Origin of the sequence: Dysgonomonas sp. Marseille-P4361 (genome assembly GCF_900343125.1) — a bacterium.
In the GTDB taxonomy this organism is placed as follows: Bacteria; Bacteroidota; Bacteroidia; order Bacteroidales; family Dysgonomonadaceae; genus Dysgonomonas.
Genome location: NZ_OPYL01000002.1, coordinates 386126 through 404317 on the forward strand (window position 1 = coordinate 386126; position 18192 = coordinate 404317).

Below are 18192 nucleotides of genomic sequence, written 5' to 3' on the forward strand. Positions count from 1 at the left end.
TTTATTATGAAAAGCCATTCTATTATAGAGTGGCTTTTTTGTTGAACAAATAAGCCTTGATTGTCCTATAGATAATGGTAAAATAACTATATTTGAATTTACTGAATGAAGATTAAACTTAAAATAAAGCGATTATGAAACGGTTATTACCTATTCTTGTATTCATAGGCTTCTCTTTGGGCATATTTGCACAAGAGGAATTGGTCTATCAGAAACCACCTCAGGAGATATTAGAGCTAGCAGACTTTGAGAGAGCTCCATCTTTGATGATGGATAGTAAACGAACTAAAATGATTTTTCTGTACAGAAGTACGTATAAAACTCTTGCAGATCTATCTGATACAGAAATGCGATTAGCAGGTCTTCGTATAAATCCTAGAACAAATATTTCAAGTACAACAACCTATGTTGAAAATCTGAAGTACAAAGCTCTCGGTGATCGTGAAGCAAAGCAAATTGAGGGATTGCCTGAAAATCCTAGAATCTCAAACTGGTCATGGTCTCCGGATGAGACAAAAATTGCCTTTACGAATACAGCCGAAAATGGAGTAGAATTGTGGTATGTTGATTTGGCTACTGCTAAAGCTGTGAAGCTGACAGAGGCTAATCTGAATGCAAATTTGGGTAACCCATATACATGGTTTAAGGATAACAATTCTCTTTTGGTTAGGGTTTTGCCTAAAGATAAAGCGCAGATAATAGATACTAAAGTAGCAATACCGACTGGTCCTACAGTTTCGGTGAGTGAAGTAGGAGCAAAGGCTCAGAATAGAACTTATCAGGATTTATTGCAAAATGCGACAGATGAGGCTAATTTCGAAACATTGGTTACATCCCAATTATATAAAGTCGATTTGTCTGGAAATAAAACATTGTGGAAAAATAAGGCAATTTACTCAGGAATGTCTTTCTCTCCTGATGGGAACTATATTTTAATAAATACGATACACCGTCCATATTCGTATATAGTACCATTCAGCCGTTTTCCTATGAAAACTGCTATATATGATTCGGATGGAAAATTGGTGAGCGATTTTGATGATAGAGCATTGTTAGAAGTTATGCCTAAGGGATTTATGGCTACTTATACAGGTAAGCGTAGTATAGGATGGAGAAGTGATAAACCTGCAACTCTATATTGGGTTGAAGCTTTGGATGGAGGAGATCCAGAAAAAGAGGTGGAATTTAGAGATGAAGTGTTTCAGTTAGATTATCCTTTTACAAGTACACCTGTGAGTATGGTAAAAACTATAAATCGTTATGCAGGGATCTTATGGGGAAATGATAAGGTAGCTGTTCTGTATGATAATTGGTGGAATACACGAAATACGAAAACCTATGTGTTTAACCCATCTCAAACTGGTACTAAACCTGAGATTCTGTCAGATAGAAATTATCAGGATGTATATAATGATCCGGGGCAGTTCGATACCAAACGTAATGAATATGGCAGATATGTGTTGAATCTTGACGGTGAAAAAGCTTATCTGATAGGAGAGGGGTATACAGAAGCAGGACAATTTCCCTTTGTTGATGAAATTAATCTCAAAACGAAAGCTACAAAAAGACTGTATCAATCAAATTATACAGATAAGAAGCTTGATATAATATCTGTTATTGATATCAAGAAAGGAGAATATTTAGTTCAATTGCAATCTTCATCGGAGTATCCTAATTTCTATATTTTAAATACGAAGAAAAGAATAGCTCCGATTGCTGTTACTCATTTCGAAAATCCATTCAAGAGTATTGCAGATGTTTATAAAGAAGTTATTAAATATAAGCGTCCTGATGGTGTTGAATTAACAGGTACTCTATATTTGCCAGCAGGTTATGATATGCAGAATAAAGAAAAACTACCGATGGTGATGTGGGCTTATCCGACAGAATATAAGGATAAGAGTAGTGCCGGACAAAATACTACTAATCCGAATGAGTTTATTTATCCATACTATGGTTCTCCTATCTATTGGGTGACCAGAGGTTATGTAATATTGGATAATGCTGCATTCCCTATTGTAGGAGAAGGTGACACGGAATCGAATGATACATTTATTGAACAGTTGGTAGCTAATGCTAAAGCGGCTATTGATGCCGTAGATGAAATGGGTTATATAGATAGAAATCGTGTGGCTGTAGGTGGACACTCGTACGGAGCATTTATGACCGCTAATTTGCTTAGTCATTCCGATTTGTTTGCAGCAGGTATAGCTCGTAGTGGAGCTTATAATAGAACACTTACGCCTTTTGGCTTTCAGGCAGAAGAGCGTAATTACTGGGAGGCTCCGGATGTGTATAATGCGATGTCTCCCTTTATGCATGCAGATAAAATGAAACATCCTTTATTGTTGATACATGGAGCAGATGATAATAACTCTGGCACTTATACTATGCAAAGTGAACGTTATTTCAATGCTCTGAAAGGGTTTGGAGCTCCGGCTCGTTTGGTGTTGCTTCCTAAAGAAAGTCATGGATATGCAGCAAAAGAATCGGTATTGCATGTTTTGTGGGAACAAGATCAGTGGCTCGAAAAATATGTAAAGAATAAAAAATAATAAGATAAAATTCTTGGAGAAGAATACGGTCTAAATTGAGTCTTAAATAAAGGTAATGGATAAAGAGGTTTTTAAAACCTGTTAAGTCTGTTACCTTTATTATTTTTTACTACTTTTGCATTTCAAAAATTTATTAATAATGCATTTACATGATCTTTGCTGTATAGGACATATAACTTTGGATAAAGTAGTAACTCCTAAAAAAACAGTACATATGCCTGGAGGAACGGCATTTTATTTTTCACATGCTATACGTCACTTTGATGATGTTGATTATAAATTGGTAACATCTTTGGCGCTCTCAGAAATGCCTGTTGTGGATGATTTACGTTCGAAAGGGGTTGATGTATCGGTAATACCAAGTAAGAGCTCTGTTTATTTCGAGAATATCTATGGTGAAAATCAGGATAATCGTACACAGCGAGTTTTAGCTAAGGCCGATCCATTTGCTGTAGATGCGTTAGGCAATATAGATGCGAAGATTTATCTACTGGGTGCATTGCTAGCAGATGATTTCCCTCTCGAAATATTGAAGTCACTATCAAAGAAAGGGCTAATTGCTGTAGATTCTCAAGGATACTTGCGTGAAGTAAGAGATCATAAGGTATATCCTATCGATTGGGCTAATAAGTTGGAAACGTTGAAATATATCGACATCCTGAAGGTCAACGAACTGGAGATGGAAGTTCTGACAGGACTGTCGGATGTTAAACAAGCTGCTCAGCAACTGTATAACTGGGGTATAAAAGAAGTTCTTGTAACTCTTGGTAGCTTAGGGTCTGTTATCTATGACGGAAAAGAATTTTATATAATTCCGGCTTATAAGCCAACAGAGGTGGTCGATGCTACCGGATGTGGAGATACTTATGTAACAGGTTATCTATATAAGAGAGCTAAAGGTGCAAGCATAGAAGATGCAGGGAAATTTGCAGCAGCTATGGCTACTATAAAAATAGAAGGATCGGGTCCTTTTCAAGGAACAAAAGAAGATGTGGAAAAAAGAATAGGAACCGCTGAACAGCGAATTCCTATTATCTAATTTATTAATTCTTACTACTCTACTTTCTAAGGGTTTTACTTACTGTTGCAATAAGGATTATACAAGCTCCGAATAATCCGACAGTTAAGTAAGCCCATTCTAAATTATATTTGTGAGAGATTGCCCCAACCAACAGTGGTGCAACTAGCGGTCCCACAAAACTAATACTAGACATAATTGTAAGGGCTGTACCGGCAGGTGTTTTTGCTTTCTCAGCAACGATACTGTATATAGTAGGAACTACACACGATATGCCCAGCCCTATCATCATAAAGCCTATAGAGTTGATAATAACTTTTATTGTCAGCGAGTCTGAATAATCAATAAATATAGATGAGACCGTAAAGCCTGCAAATATCAAAGCTCCGGCTATTTGTAATACAGTCTTTTTTGACCATTTAGAATAAGCCAGATTCGTTAACATACGACCGGTGAACATCATTACCATAAATACTAAAAAACCTACTTGCATCGATTCAGGTGCTTTTATCACCGACTGGAAGTAAACATCACTCCATTCAAACATGGTATTCTCCACAACAAGAGCTAACAGCCAAATCAAGCCTAGTTGAATAAGTAACATCTCAGGCATGTGGAACCATTTTCTTTTGGGTTCGTTTACTTCTTTTGCTTCAACTTTCACTTCCTCAGGTTCAACGGATGCCTCTTGTAGATATTTATAATTAAATAAGATAAGAAATACCGCAAGAGCAGCTATTATGGCGAAGTGAAGATAAGTTCCAACTTGCATATTAATCATGGCATATCCTATCAGTGCACCAATACATGCCGAAAGGCTCCAGCTCGCATGAAAAGAGGCTATAATTGGTTTGCCATATATGCGTTCTACTTCAATAGCTTGAGTATTAAGAGAAATGTCTGTCATATTCCAGAATGTTCCGAATAAGAACATCATAATGCCGAGACCTGTGATTCCAGGTACTATACTCACCAAAAATAAGGAAAGGGCAAAACCCATGATACTTATCAATACAGTTTTTTTACTCCCTATGCGGGGAAGAAGAAAGCCTACCAGGGGAATAGCCGCAAATTTACCGATTGGTATTAAGGCCATCAGAAAACCATAATGTAAAAAGCTCTCTACATTAAAATCTTTCTTTATATCAGGCAGACGACTTGCCCAACTGGCAAAGCAAAGCCCTTGGGCTATGAAAAGACTCATTACAGCATAACGTATTCTTTGTTTGCTGTATATGGTTGCTTGTAATTCAGACATACGTTCTTTATTTAAATCGGGCAAAGGTAAATAAATTTACTCTAATTTGGGGCTGTAATGCGAATAAAAGGGACTAAATATATTGTTTTGTATCACAATTAATGCATAATTCTTTACATTTGTAATTTAACTTAAATATCTAAAAGACATATTCATGAAAAAGGTATTATTTACGGGCATCTTACTATGCTCTTCTATATTTTTATCATCGCAAAACATTACTACTAAAGAGCTAGATGAAATTAAAGCAAGTCTCAATCGGGATGCTTCTACAAAAGCAGTTCAAAATGTGCTGACTTCTAATGCAAACATTACGGCTAATGCTCTGAATAGAGAATTACAAGGTAAAATAGATCATTATTTCAAATATAGAGTAAAAGTTAGCGGAATAACAGATCAGAAAAGCTCGGGTAGATGTTGGATGTTTACCTCGTTGAATGTTTTACGCCCAAGCATAATGGAACGTTATAATGTGGCTGAGTTTGATTTCTCTCACAATTATCTATATTTCTGGGATATATTTGAGAAAGCCAATTTGTTTCTGGAAAATGTAATAGCAACAGGGAAGGAAGCCTTTGGAGATAGGACTGTAGATTATATTTTCAAATCGCCGGTTGGTGACGGAGGGGTATGGAATCTGTATTATAATCTCGGAGAAAAATATGGCGCTGTGCCTAAGAGTGTAATGCCAGAAACTGCTCATTCAAACAATACTCGTCAAATGGTTGGGCTGGTTAATGAAAAATTACGCTTGGGAGGATACCAATTAAGAGGCTTGATTGCTACCAATAAGAAGATAGAAGAGATTCGAGCAGAAAAAGTTTCTATATTGAAAGATGTTTATCGTATTCTTACACTTTGCCTAGGGGAACCTCCTGCAGAGTTTACGTGGAGATATAAGGATAAAAGTGGAAATGTTCAAGAATTGAAAAATTATACACCACAACAGTTTTATAAGGAAATAACACCTGCGGATTATTCTCCTCAAAATTACATTATGATAATGAATGATCCTACACGCGAATATTATAAGGTGTACGAGATAGATAATTATAGAAACAGTATTGAAGGGATTAACTGGGTATATCTAAATCTACCCAATGATGATATAAAGAAAGCTGCCTTGGCTTCAATCAAGAATAATGAAGCTATGTATGCATCGTGTGACGTAGGTAAACAGATGAATTCAGCTGAAGGTATATCAGATCCTTCGATGTATGATTATGAGTCACTTTTGGGAGTTAATTTAACAATGGATAAAAAAGCGCGTATCCTTACTCGTCAAAGCGGATCGAGTCATGCCATGTTATTGATAGGTTGTGATACAGACGAAAACGATGAACCAGTGAAATGGGAATTTGAAAATAGCTGGGGATCTGCTTCAGGGAATAGAGGTTATTTAACTTTTACAGATAAATGGTTTGATGAATATATGTTTCGCTTAGTAATTCATAAGAAATATTTAGACGGAAAGGCTATCAATAGTTTGAACGAAAAACCAATAATGTTACCTATGTGGGATTATATGAATTAAAGTGTTTTCTTTCTAAAATTAGCTATATCTAGTTGCTGTATAGTAGATTAAGAAAAATGAAGGTAAATATCAAGTGTTAAAAAATAAAGGTAATAGCTGTGAGGTTAATAAATTTTATATAAAAATATGTTTTATAATATGTTTTTTTATTTGGTGAGGTTATCTAAATCGCGTTCCTTTGTACTGATAACCAAACAATCTTTATTTACCTTAAAGCCTAATACCTAATTAACTCAAACATAAGAGGAGGTTTCGATTCAGAAGCCTCCTCTTATGTCTTTCTTAACACTTTGTGAATTTTACAGAAGTCCAGTTGTCTTTTACATTGTTGTGAACAAAGTTAAGCCCATGTTTATTACATTCTTCTGTAATGGCAGGGATGTCCTCTACATAAAATCCGCTCATGAATAATAAGCCTCCTTTATTTAGAACGGATGCATATACATGAATGTCGTTAAGTAGTATATTTCTGTTTATATTGGCTAATATGATATCGAAAGTAGTATTGCCAAGCAGTTCTGCTCCTCCAATTTCAACAGAAATGTTTTTTATCTTGTTGAGTTCCAAATTCTCGATAGCATTGTCATAGGCCCATTTGTCTATATCTATTGCTTTTATAGGATTGGCTCCCTTCATCGAAGCTAAAATAGCTAGTATAGCGGTTCCGGTGCCCATGTCAAGAACGGATCGACCATTAAAATCTTCGTTTAAAATCTCTCTAATCATCAATTCTGTTGTTTGGTGATGCCCTGTTCCAAAAGCCATTTTAGGATCAATAAAAATATTGTATTCATATGTAGCAGGGGCATTGTGGAAGGTGCTTTGTATAATACATCTATTATCTATAATCAGAGGTTGGAAATAATTTTTTTCCCACTCCTCATTCCAATTCTTGTCCTCTATACTCTTATATGTATAGCTGATATCAGCCTCAATTGGTAGCTCTTGAAGAACCTTATCTAATTCTGTGGGGTTAAATAAATTATTTTGAATGTATGCTGTAGTACCGGTTTCATCTTCCACAAAACTTTCAAACCCAATTTCAGCTATCACTACAGATAGAACGCTATTTACTATTTCGGTGTTTGGATTACAAACGAACTTAACTTCTATATATACCATAATTCATTGTTTTGATGCAAAAATACACTTTAAATAATGAATTGTTAGATAAATAGTCTGTAATTTTTCTTGCTGTTAAATATTGTTATATATTTGCGCTCAGTTTTAAAATAATAAAAATTTAACACAAATTATTTATCAATTATGAAGCGTTTCTTCTTAACACTTTTTTTGTTAAACTCACTGTATCTATTCTCTCAAGAGGCACAAATGGTGAATATTTCTCAAGAAACCAATTTAGAAGAAGTATCATCGGATCTAAAGCTAGATGAAGATAGAAAACAAAATGATGATGAGTTTTATGAGGGAGGACCTCTTTCTCATATTAATGTATCTCTTCGTTTGTCAACAATGGGGGTAGGTCTTGAAGCTGCAACACCGATCAATAGTTTTTTGAAGTTGCGTGCCGGTATTAACTATATGGGATTTAAATCCGGAACATTTGATATATCTCTAGATGATCCTAATGGAGATCTTTCTCAAGCATTCGGTGAGATTCCTGACTATAAAATGAAGGGAGAGTTGAATTTTACGAATGGTCATGTGTTAGTTGATTTTCATCCTGTAAAGAAAGGTATATTTCATATAACAGCCGGAGCTTTTATCGGAAAGAATCAGCTTAAGGCTAAAGGTTTTTTAGCTAATATGGATGGTAGTCCGGTGCAATTACAAGACGGACAATCATGGCCTTCTATCGAATTTGATGGTCATAAATTAGAGTTAGATGATGCTAACCTTGATGCTACACTTCAATTAGGAAATGTGATCAAACCTTATTTCGGTCTTGGTTTAGGGCGTGCTATTTCTAAAAGCCGAGTAAGTTTCAAATTCGAATTAGGTATGATTTATCAAGGGAAATATTCGATAAAGCAAAATGGGAAAAAACTTGATGTATTAGAAAATGCAACAGAAAATTTTGAAGATATTGACACCTATACTCAATGGTTGAAATGGTGGCCAATGCTTAACTTTCAGTTAACATATAGAATTTTCTAATATTATCGTTTTTAATTATTAAGTTATAGTTCTCAACGCTGGTGAATATTTGTTCGCCAGCGTTTTTGCTATGTAGTTTATTATGGTATCTGTAAAAAAGAAATCATTTAAATAAATACAATTCTCTATTGGAGTAAATAAACTTTCTTTTTCTTTGCAATATTACTTAATTGATAAATATTATGATTTTAGATATTATTCTTATTAGTTTAGGTTTTATCTGTATCCTTGTAGGTTTTGCCGGTTGTATATTACCAGTTCTTCCGGGGATTCCTCTGAGTTATTTGGGTATTGTCCTACTCCACTTCACATCTGTAGTTAATTTTTCACCCCAATTTCTTATTGTATGGGGTATTGTGGTAATTGTAATTCAGGTTCTCGATTATTTTATCCCCATTTGGGGTACTAAGTACTTTGGCGGAGGAAAGAAGGGGATGTGGGGAAGCCTATTGGGAATTGTTTTAGGTGTATTTATATTACCGCCTTGGGGTATTATAATTTTCCCTTTTGTCGGGGCTGTAATAGGCGAGCTTATTGATGAAAAAGAATTTAAAGAAGCAATGAAAGCAGGTTTTGGAGCCTTCCTTGGATTCTTGGTTGGTACTGTCGCAAAACTGGTCGTAGCGGCTGTTTTGGCTTTTTACTTTGTTAAAGAAGTAATTGTATCTATTATCCCAGCCTTTGTTTAAGTAAGGGTTAAGATTATTGCTTTTGCTCGTAATTATCAAAGTCTTCAGATTTTACAGTCATATATGTGCTGTCGCTTGTTCCTAATATTAAAAGGTAGGATAAACCTTTTTTCTTGGCTATGGTTCTCGCTGTAGCTGTGTCTGTAAGCATGAAGGCTGTAGCATAAGCGTCTGCTGTCATGCAGTCATCGGCAATGATCGTAGCACTTAGTATATTTGATTCGGAAGGGTATCCTGTATTAGGGTTTATTGTATGAGCAAATCTTTTTCCGTCCCGCGTGTAATATTTTCTGTAATTGCCCGACGTAGCAAGTGATTTATCACATAACTTTATTATTGTCTGTAAATGTTCGTAATCAAAAATATCTTTATCTACAGGCTGTGTGATACCTATTTGCCAACATTTTCCTTTTGCGTTCAAGCCTTTCGTTCTTATTTCTCCACCTATGTCAACCATGTAGTTGTTAATGCCATAAGATTCTAAAAGTTGAGCAATGACATCAGTGGAGTAGCCTTTTGCTATAGCTGAGGTATTTATTTGAATTTCGGGTCTATCTTTTATTATTTTATTATCTTCTAATCTTATTTTTTGAAAGCCTACAAATTGCTTTAGGCTGTCTATCATTTCAGGAGATACATTATCTATGTTTTTAAACCCAAATCCCCAGGCATTGATCAAAGGGGATACTGTTATATCAAACATCCCATCTGTGTCCATAGATACTTCCTTTGACTTGTTAAATACATTAATGAAAAAGCTATCCAGTTTTGCAGATTCATTATTATTTACTTTCGATATGATGCTTGTCGTCTTGAAAGGGTTTAAGGAATTGTCGAATAATGCAAGCTTTTCAGTTATTTCCTCATCAAGAGAATGTGTATGCTTATATTTTACTGAATATGTAGTGTGAAAGATGCTTCCTCTTGTCTCAAAATAGCTTTCTTTTTTCTCTTTACAGCTAGTTGCGATCATGAATACAATTAAAAATATATAGATATATCTCATAGAATAAATTATAGTAATAAAATATGCTTTTTTAAATATCAAATATTGAGTAAGTTAGTCGAAAATGATTGTATTTGAAATATTATATTGCAAATTTACTGCTTAATTATTAAAAAAAGATAAAAATGATATTTATATTTGTTCTTTCGTGAAATGGAAATTATGATATATTAAATAATTTATCGTTCTTTGTATTTCTTAAAAATCTGAAACTAATATAAATTTAGGCACCTTATTAAAAATTAAGATGACGATCGAAAGCCATAGAAACAAAAAAAAGAATTTTTTTAAGCGTAAATCATTTTATTTACTTCTCGGTTTAGTTTTTGGTATCATTCTCATGATATCAGTGTATCAAACATCAGTGTACTTTTCTACAGATGAGTCTTGTATGATGTGTCATGTGCATCCTCATGCGGAAGAAAGTTGGAAACTCTCCAAGCACATGGATAATGGCAGTGGAACCAAAGTCCATTGTGTCGATTGTCACTTACCCCCCAAAAATCAAACTTGGGATCATTATACGGCGAAGGCTAAGCTTGGTATTCGTGATGTTTGGGGATACCTAACTAAAGATAGTGCTGATTTTGACTGGGATAGAATGTCTGAATTAGACTATGCCGTAACATATATTCCTAATGCATCGTGTAAAGAATGTCATTATAATTTATTTCCTGATGGAGTGACAGATGATGCTGTAACAGCTCACTTATACTACGAAGAGAATGAAGAAAAACTAGATCTACAATGTATCAGTTGCCACTTAGATGCAGGACACTATAATCCAAATTACCAACATGGAACATTGGCTGCTGCTCCTACTTCTAAAAATGCTGTTGATACAAGTGCTTATTTCAAAACAGCAACAGAAGTAACTGCTTTTGAAAACTATGTGGAACAAATTCCAGGAACACCAGTTTCGTTCAATATGGTTGCTGTACCTGGAGGTACTTTCAAAATGGGTAGCGATGAAAAAGAATCTTTCCGCAAAGAAGATGAAAGCCCTATGAGAAATGTAACACTTAGTCCATTCTTTATGGCAGAAATTGAAGTAACTTGGGATATGTATTGGTCTTTCTATGAAGAAACAATGAGTGAAGGTCGTACCCCTCCTGAAAAGGTGTATGCTAACAATAGTAACCCAGATGTAGATGCGGTTTCTGGACCTACACCTCCGTTTGGATTCCCTGACCAAGGCTGGGGAGGCGGAGATCGTCCGGCTATTACAATGACTCACTATGCCGCAGAAACGTTCTGTCAGTGGTTATCTAAAAAAACAGGTAAAAAATATCGTCTACCAACCGAAGCTGAATGGGAATATGCTGCTAGAGGTGGTACAGAGACACCATATTTCTTTGAGGGAGATCCTAAAGATTTTTCAGATCAAGGTTTTTGGCGTAAATTCTTTGATGCGGATGTAGATCCTATTTCAGGATTCGTTATTTATGGTAAAAACAGTAAGAACAGATCACAAGAACCTTCACTTGTTAAAGCCAATCCTTTCGGACTTAAAAATATGTTAGGAAACGTTATGGAATATTGTGCAGATAAATATGACCCTCAAGCATACTCAAAAGGAGGTGATAACGTAACGAATCCTCTTAATACCGAAGGCGAAGAGTGGGTTGTTCGTGGAGGAAACTATACATCTGATGCTGCAGATTTAAGATGTGCAGCCAGAGATTATACAAAACACGATGCATGGCTGAAAACAGACCCTCAGCAGCCTAAAAGTATTTGGTGGTATTCTGATATAAAAGGTATTGGTTTCCGCGTTGTATGCGACACAAATGGATTAGTTAAATAATAAATATAAAATCTTAAATACACAGTCATGAAAAAAGAAAACAGTATTAGTAGAAGATCATTCTTAAAAAGCTCAGCTCTTGTAGGAGTTGCAGGTACATTAGGTACAACTGGTGGAGTTGCAATGTTGACTTCATGTGGTGGCAGTGATAGTTCAGATACTGCTGTAAAACCATTAAAAGCAGCAGGAACTTATTATGTTCCTGAATTGATGGATATAGCAAAAGATGGTCAAGAACTTAAAGCTGGAGTTATTGGTTGCGGTGGACGTGGTTCTGGTGCAGCTTTTGACTTCTTAGCGGCTGCTAATGGTGTTACAGTTGTAGCACTTGCTGATACTTTTAAAGAGAGAGTAGATGGTTTAGCAAATCAATTAAAAGAAAAGAAAGGTATAGATATTCCGGAAGATAAACGCTTTGTAGGTCTTGATGCTTACAAACAAGTTATCGATTCAGATATTGATGTTGTGATTATAGCAACACCGCCAGTATTCCGTCCTTTACACTTTAAATATGCAACAGAAAAAGGGAAACACTCATTCTTGGAAAAACCAATTTGTGTAGATGCTGTCGGCTATCGTACAATCATGGCTGCTTCGAAACAAGCTGCAGCTAAAAATCTATGTGTAGTTACAGGAACACAACGTCATCATGAACATAGATATGTGCAAGCATATCAGCAGATTATGAATGGTCTTATTGGGGAAATTACAGGAGGAACTGTATATTGGAATCAGGGAATGCTTTGGTATAAAGAACGTCAATCAGGATGGTCTGATGCTGAGTGGATGATTAAGGACTGGGTAAATTGGAAATGGTTATCAGGAGATCATATTGTTGAACAACATGTACATAATATAGATGTATTTACATGGTTCAGTGGTCTTAAACCAGTTAAAGCTACAGGATTTGGATCTCGTCAACGTCGTATAACTGGAGACCAATACGATAATTTTAGTATTGACTTTACTATGGAAAATGGCATTCATCTACATAGCATGTCTCGTCAAATTGATGGTTGTGCTAATAATGTAAGTGAATTTGTACAAGGGACTAAAGGCTCTTGGGATAGTGCAACTAATGAAATTAAAGATCTAGCTGGAAATGTTGTTTGGAAATATGATAAAGAAGCTACAGAAGCTCAATTTAAACAAATGAATCCTTATGTACTAGAACATGTTAACTTAGTAAATCATATCCGTGCTAAGAAACCAATTGATCAGGCTTCTGAAACAGCAGTATCTAATATGGCTGCAATCATGGGACGCGAATCAGCATATACAGGGGCTGAGATTACTTGGGAGCAAATGACAGCATCTCCTCAAGATTATACTCCTGCTGATTTGAACTTAGGTAAAATGGATATGAGTACATTTACAGTTCCTGTTCCTGGATCTGGTAAATAATTGAATAGAATTATGACATTAGATAGAAGAAATTTTTTGAAATCGTCAGTATCTGGAGCCGCTTTAGTAGCACTAAGCGGCACAGCTATTTCTGCATGTGCAGCGCCTGCTTCTAAAGAGGAAAAACCAATAAATACAACTGAATTAAAACTTTCTTTTCAAGAAGGAATTGCTCCGGGAGAAACGTTGAACGAAAAGTTCGACTACATGGAGAAATTAGGCATTGTTGGTTTTGAACCTTGGGGTGGAGGTCTTGCTGGTCGTGTTGCTGAGATAAAAGAAGCTTTAAGTGGACGCAATATCAAAGTAAGTGCTATTTGCGCTGGTTTTAAAGGTTTTATTTTATCAACAGACCCTGCAGTGAGAAAGGAATGTATGGATACAATGAAGGAGATTATAGCTGCTGCAGGAGAATTAGAATCCACAGGAGTTATTATTGTTCCGGCATTTAATCAACAAGTTCCGGTTATGCCTCACACTCAAGAAACACGAGATTTCTTGTGTGAGCAATTTAACGAAATGGGAAATTTCGCTAAAGAGCATGGTACAACTGTAATCTTTGAACCTCTAAACAGAAAAGAAGCATTTTATCTACGTCAGGTAGGAGATGCAGCTTCAATCTGTCGCGATATTAACAATCCGGGTGTTCGTTGTATGGGAGACTTCTGGCATATGACATTCGAAGAAAATTCAGATATGGGAGCTTTCTTGTCTGCAGGAGAATATCTACAGCACGTGCATGTGGCTAGCCGCAAACGTCGTAGTATGCCAGGTGAAGACGGAGATGCAGATAATTACATCGAAGGATTTAAAGCTCTGAAAATGCTAAATTACGATAAGTATGTTAGCTACGAATGTGGATGTAAAGGCGATAGAGCTGTCGTTGTACCTGAATCTGTAAAATTATTGCGTGATCAGTGGGAAAAGGCTGTATTGTAAATACAATCTTAAAATATAATATGTAAGTAAATAAGTGAAGAGATATTTTATATCCTTCACTTTTTTACTTTTGTATAAAACATTTTATAATAGAATAATGAAATTGAAAAACTTTCTAGTTGGTATTTTGTATTCATACAAGGCTTCGATTATAATGATGCTTCTGTATGCACTCTTTATGGCTATTGCCACTTTTGTAGAGAAATACACAAGTACAGAAACTGCAAAAATATGGATATACTATTCTCCATTATTTATTTTATTGCAATTGCTTCTAGTACTGAACTTTATTTTTTCTTCATTAAAAAATAAATTATTCAAAAAGAAGAAGTGGGGTGGGATAGTAGTCCATTTCTCATTGATAATAATCTTAATAGGAGCTTTTATTACCCACGTTTCGGGTGTAGAGGGTACTATTCATATCAGAGAAGGAGAATCGGTTAGCCATATGGTTGTGCAGACAAATAAAGGAATGCATAAATTTAATTTGCCATTTAGTATTAAGCTGGATAAGTTTACTTTAACCAGATATCCGGGTTCATCAAGTCCCTCTTCGTATGAAAGTCTCTTAACACTTCATACTGAAGGACGTTTTGAGCAAAAAGTAATATCTATGAATAACGTTTTAGATATAAAAGGTTACCGATTATTTCAGGCATCATATGACACAGATGAGAAGGGAACAATTTTGTCTGTAAATAGAGATGTGTTGGGTAGGACTATCACATATGCCGGGTATGCTTTATTAATAGTAGGTTTCTTGCTTTCGTTCGTTGTTCATAACTCTCGATTTAGATACTTAATAGCTCGTTTGAAAGAAATTAAGGCTCAAAAATCATTATTGATATTATTATTATGTTTTTCTATCCCTCTATCTTCATTAATAGGGCAGAATGCAGAGAATCATATTGTTGAAGCTTTGCAGAAAAATAGAGTGGACAAAGAGCATGCTGCCAAGTTTGGAGCTTTACCCATGCAGGCTACTGATGGAAGGATAGAGCCTATTAATACATTCTCGTCCGAAGTATTAAGGAAGTTGCATAGTTCTGATAAGTTTGGAGACTTAAATTCAGATCAATTTTTATTAAGCGTATTGACATTCCCTGAAATGTGGATGCATATACCTTTAATTTCCTATAAGAATGATGATATAGCCTTCAATTATGACATTTCGGAAAAAATGTGCGCTTATACAGAACTCTTTGATTCGAATGGAAATTATAAGCTGCATGAAGATTTGGATAAGGTATTTGCAAAGCCTATATCTGAACGAACGAAGTTTGATAAAGATCTGATAAAACTCGATGAACAAATAAATATTCTGCATCAACTTCTAGGACGTAAAATGGTTAAGATTTTCCCTAACGAATTAGATAAAAATCATAGCTGGTTTGCTTATGGGGATAATTTATCTACATTTTCCAGTTTAGACTCCTCTTTCGTGAAACAAAATGTTGAACACTACCTCCAAAGTGTAAAAGAAGGTGTTCGTACTGATAACTGGGCTGATGCAGATAAAATTTTAGAGGAAATAAAGTCATTCCAATTAGAAAAGAATAAAACGGTTGAGGTCTCTTCTGATAAAATAGATGCAGAACTGCTGTACAATGAGTTAAATATAAATAGATTTTGTAAGAAAGTGTATTTAATATTAGGAGGTGTACTGTTGTTATTGGCCTTTATAAATATTCTTAAAAAAAGAAAATCGATTAATATAGCATTTAATATCTTACTCGTTTTTGTTGTTCTAGGGGTATTATATCACCTCTTTGGTATGGCAATGAGATGGTATATAGCAGGCTATGCTCCATGGAGTAATTCGTACGAGACAATGATCTACGTTTCCGCAATAACAGTTATAGCCGGACTGGTCTTTGCAAGACAGAGTCAACTCACAGTTGCTCTTGCTACGTTGTTTGCTGGGGTTATTTTATTCGTATCCGGATTAAACTGGATGAATCCTCAGATAAGTCCTTTAGTTCCGGTATTGAAGTCGCCTTGGCTTATGATTCATGTTGCTGTAATAGTAGCAGCCTATGGTTTTTTCGGAATTAGTTTTCTTCTGGGAACAACTAACTTAGTCTTATTACGTATAAATAAAAATAAGAAAAATATTATGCTCAAAAGTAGAATAGAAGAACTTTGTATAATAAATGAAATGTCTTTGTGGGCAGGACTGGCTTTGATGACTATTGGTACATTTCTAGGTGCAATATGGGCGAATGAATCTTGGGGACGCTATTGGGGATGGGATCCAAAAGAAACTTGGGCATTAGTTACAGTAGTAGTATATGCTATCGTAACTCATGTGCGTCTGGTGAAGAAGTGGGATAATCCATATTTGTTTAATTTATTATCGGTCATCGCTTTTGCTTGTGTTTTGATGACATATTTCGGAGTAAATTATTATCTTAGTGGGATGCATTCGTATGGATAAAAAATATGCCCTTTTATCCAATCATATACTAGGTTCAAATAACTATAATTTAATATATCATGAAAAAAAATGGAAAATTAGATCGTCGGAGTTTCTTTAAGCATTCAGCTGTTGGAACCCTAGGCGCAATCTCAGTCCCTTCTATCCTGACAAGTTGTTCAGGTGGAAGTAGTGACCAAGATAGCAAAACGAAAATTAAAGCAGATGTTCCCGAAATCTTAGCAAAGGCACCTGATGGACAGCCTTTGAAGGCCGGCTTAGTCGGATGTGGTGGCCGAGGTACAGGAGCGGCAATCAATTTTATTGATTCAGGTGATGGTTTAGAAATTGTTGCAATAGGTGATGTTTTCCAAGATAAATTAGATAGTTGTAGAAAAACGTTAAGTGAAAAAGGACAAAATATTCCTGATGATAAATGCTTCCTAGGTTTTGATGCATATCAGAAAGTAATAGATGCCGGAGTAGATATAGTCTTATTATGTACCCCTCCAGTATTTAGACCTATGCATTTCGAATATGCAATTGAGAAAGGGAAACATTGTTTTATTGAAAAACCTTGTGCTGTTGATGCAGTAGGAGCAAGAAAAATATTGGCAGCAGGAAAGAGAGCAACCCAAAGAGGTCTGTCTGTAATAAGCGGGACAATCAGACGCTCACAAAAAGACTGTATCGAAACTTATCGTCGTGTAGCAGAAGGTGCTATTGGCGATATTGTTTCTGCTCATGTAACTCGTTTCGGCAGTTCTCTGTGGCATATTCAGCGGAAACCGGGATGGACTGATATGGAGTATATGCTGCGAAATTGGGTGAATTTCTGTTGGACTTCGGGTGATCTTGTAACAGAACAGTTTGTACACGAAATAGACATGATGTCGTGGTTTATGGGAAGTAATAAGCCTGTAAGCGCCGAAGCAACCGGAGGACGCCAACGTCGCGTAACAGGAGATATGTATGACTTCTTTAGTATCGAGTATGTTTATGAAAATGGAGTTAGAGCACATTGTACATCGCGTCAGATAGATGGTTGCGATAATCGTCACACTGTTTTTGTTTATGGAACAAAAGGATATACAAACTGTTTCGATACAATATTTAACTTAGATGGATCGATTGCATGGCAATATCCACATCCGAAACCGGAAGATGCCGATCAATCTATGGCTGTTCCTGATCCATTCAGACAAGAACATGTACGCTTAGTCACAGCAATAAGAACTAAGAAACCCGTGAATGATACAGAGCAGCATGTGCAATCAACCTTGATGGCTATCATGGGAAGAGAGTCTGCTTATACCGGGAAATTTGTGACTTGGGATCAGATAATGGCATCTGATATGAAATTAGGACCAGATACTTATGAATTTGGACCTGTGCCAGGAATATTAGAAGAAATACCAGTAGCTGGATCAGCTCCAAAAATTTAAACC

General features: G+C 35.7%; 13 protein-coding genes. 10 read left to right on the forward strand and 3 right to left on the reverse strand.

All coding sequences use genetic code 11. The features are described 5' to 3' along the window. The first annotated feature begins 134 nt into the window (after positions 1-134). Positions 135-2555 (forward strand): S9 family peptidase, encoded by a 2421-nt coding sequence (locus DHU68_RS05425; protein ID WP_108821964.1) that lies wholly within the window; start codon positions 135-137, stop codon positions 2553-2555. Positions 2556-2694: 139 nt separating this feature from the next. Continuing rightward, positions 2695-3594 carry a PfkB family carbohydrate kinase gene (locus DHU68_RS05430; RefSeq protein ID WP_108821965.1) on the forward strand — a complete coding sequence of 300 codons (900 nt, stop codon included), beginning with the start codon at positions 2695-2697 and terminating at the stop codon, positions 3592-3594. Between the two features lie 19 nt (positions 3595-3613). On the opposite strand, the gene DHU68_RS05435 is transcribed toward DHU68_RS05430, so the two are convergent. After that, a complete protein-coding gene (locus tag DHU68_RS05435) occupies positions 3614-4831 on the reverse strand; it encodes an MFS transporter (protein WP_108821966.1) in 1218 nt (405 codons plus the stop codon). A gap of 154 nt (positions 4832-4985) precedes the next feature. On the opposite strand from DHU68_RS05435, the gene DHU68_RS05440 reads away from it, so the two are divergent. Beyond that, a complete protein-coding gene (locus tag DHU68_RS05440; protein ID WP_108821967.1) occupies positions 4986-6365 on the forward strand; it encodes an aminopeptidase C in 1380 nt (459 codons plus the stop codon). Between the two features lie 282 nt (positions 6366-6647). Here DHU68_RS05440 and prmA read toward each other — a convergent pair whose 3' ends face one another. After that, entirely contained in the window at positions 6648-7487 is an 840-nt protein-coding gene (gene prmA, locus DHU68_RS05445) for a 50S ribosomal protein L11 methyltransferase (protein WP_108821968.1), read from the reverse strand. 144 nt (positions 7488-7631) lie between these two features. Here prmA and DHU68_RS05450 point away from each other — a divergent pair, with 144 nt between their 5' ends. Together DHU68_RS05450 and DHU68_RS05455 are read left to right on the forward strand one after the other, a co-directional pair. Next, on the forward strand, positions 7632-8483 hold the full coding sequence (locus DHU68_RS05450; protein ID WP_108821969.1) for a hypothetical protein: 852 nt from the start codon (positions 7632-7634) through the stop codon (positions 8481-8483). Between the two features lie 182 nt (positions 8484-8665). Next, positions 8666-9172, forward strand: coding sequence for a DUF456 domain-containing protein (locus DHU68_RS05455; protein ID WP_108821970.1), 507 nt, complete (start codon positions 8666-8668; stop codon positions 9170-9172). A gap of 13 nt (positions 9173-9185) precedes the next feature. Here the strand turns inward: DHU68_RS05455 and DHU68_RS05460 are convergent, their stop codons facing one another. Next, the gene (locus tag DHU68_RS05460) at positions 9186-10145 is read right to left on the reverse strand and encodes an FAD:protein FMN transferase (protein WP_255412453.1); all 960 of its coding nucleotides are present in this window, start codon (positions 10143-10145) and stop codon (positions 9186-9188) included. Between the two features lie 280 nt (positions 10146-10425). Between DHU68_RS05460 and DHU68_RS05465 the strand changes: the two genes are divergently transcribed. From DHU68_RS05465 to DHU68_RS05485, 5 genes are all read left to right on the forward strand, one after another. Continuing rightward, positions 10426-11985 carry an SUMF1/EgtB/PvdO family nonheme iron enzyme gene (locus DHU68_RS05465; RefSeq protein WP_108821972.1) on the forward strand — a complete coding sequence of 520 codons (1560 nt, stop codon included), beginning with the start codon at positions 10426-10428 and terminating at the stop codon, positions 11983-11985. Positions 11986-12012: 27 nt separating this feature from the next. After that, positions 12013-13389 carry a Gfo/Idh/MocA family oxidoreductase gene (locus tag DHU68_RS05470; protein WP_108821973.1) on the forward strand — a complete coding sequence of 459 codons (1377 nt, stop codon included), beginning with the start codon at positions 12013-12015 and terminating at the stop codon, positions 13387-13389. Between the two features lie 12 nt (positions 13390-13401). Beyond that, on the forward strand, positions 13402-14328 hold the full coding sequence (locus DHU68_RS05475; RefSeq protein WP_108822144.1) for a sugar phosphate isomerase/epimerase: 927 nt from the start codon (positions 13402-13404) through the stop codon (positions 14326-14328). Between the two features lie 97 nt (positions 14329-14425). Then, a complete protein-coding gene (ccsA, locus tag DHU68_RS05480) occupies positions 14426-16765 on the forward strand; it encodes a cytochrome c biogenesis protein CcsA (RefSeq protein WP_108821974.1) in 2340 nt (779 codons plus the stop codon). A gap of 59 nt (positions 16766-16824) precedes the next feature. Beyond that, entirely contained in the window at positions 16825-18189 is a 1365-nt protein-coding gene (locus DHU68_RS05485) for a Gfo/Idh/MocA family protein (protein WP_255412455.1), read from the forward strand. Positions 18190-18192 lie beyond the last annotated feature (3 nt).

What these genes read in the sequence shown, in the direction of transcription:
- DHU68_RS05425 (WP_108821964.1), top strand. Translation starts at nt 135, where the DNA reads ATGAAACGGTTATTACCTATTCTTGTATTCATAGGCTTCTCTTTGGGC.
- DHU68_RS05430 (WP_108821965.1), top strand. Translation starts at nt 2,695, where the DNA reads ATGCATTTACATGATCTTTGCTGTATAGGACATATAACTTTGGATAAA.
- DHU68_RS05435 (WP_108821966.1), bottom strand. Translation starts at nt 4,831, where the DNA reads ATGTCTGAATTACAAGCAACCATATACAGCAAACAAAGAATACGTTAT.
- DHU68_RS05440 (WP_108821967.1), top strand. Translation starts at nt 4,986, where the DNA reads ATGAAAAAGGTATTATTTACGGGCATCTTACTATGCTCTTCTATATTT.
- prmA (WP_108821968.1), bottom strand. Translation starts at nt 7,487, where the DNA reads ATGGTATATATAGAAGTTAAGTTCGTTTGTAATCCAAACACCGAAATA.
- DHU68_RS05450 (WP_108821969.1), top strand. Translation starts at nt 7,632, where the DNA reads ATGAAGCGTTTCTTCTTAACACTTTTTTTGTTAAACTCACTGTATCTA.
- DHU68_RS05455 (WP_108821970.1), top strand. Translation starts at nt 8,666, where the DNA reads ATGATTTTAGATATTATTCTTATTAGTTTAGGTTTTATCTGTATCCTT.
- DHU68_RS05460 (WP_255412453.1), bottom strand. Translation starts at nt 10,145, where the DNA reads ATGATCGCAACTAGCTGTAAAGAGAAAAAAGAAAGCTATTTTGAGACA.
- DHU68_RS05465 (WP_108821972.1), top strand. Translation starts at nt 10,426, where the DNA reads ATGACGATCGAAAGCCATAGAAACAAAAAAAAGAATTTTTTTAAGCGT.
- DHU68_RS05470 (WP_108821973.1), top strand. Translation starts at nt 12,013, where the DNA reads ATGAAAAAAGAAAACAGTATTAGTAGAAGATCATTCTTAAAAAGCTCA.
- DHU68_RS05475 (WP_108822144.1), top strand. Translation starts at nt 13,402, where the DNA reads ATGACATTAGATAGAAGAAATTTTTTGAAATCGTCAGTATCTGGAGCC.
- ccsA (WP_108821974.1), top strand. Translation starts at nt 14,426, where the DNA reads ATGAAATTGAAAAACTTTCTAGTTGGTATTTTGTATTCATACAAGGCT.
- DHU68_RS05485 (WP_255412455.1), top strand. Translation starts at nt 16,825, where the DNA reads ATGAAAAAAAATGGAAAATTAGATCGTCGGAGTTTCTTTAAGCATTCA.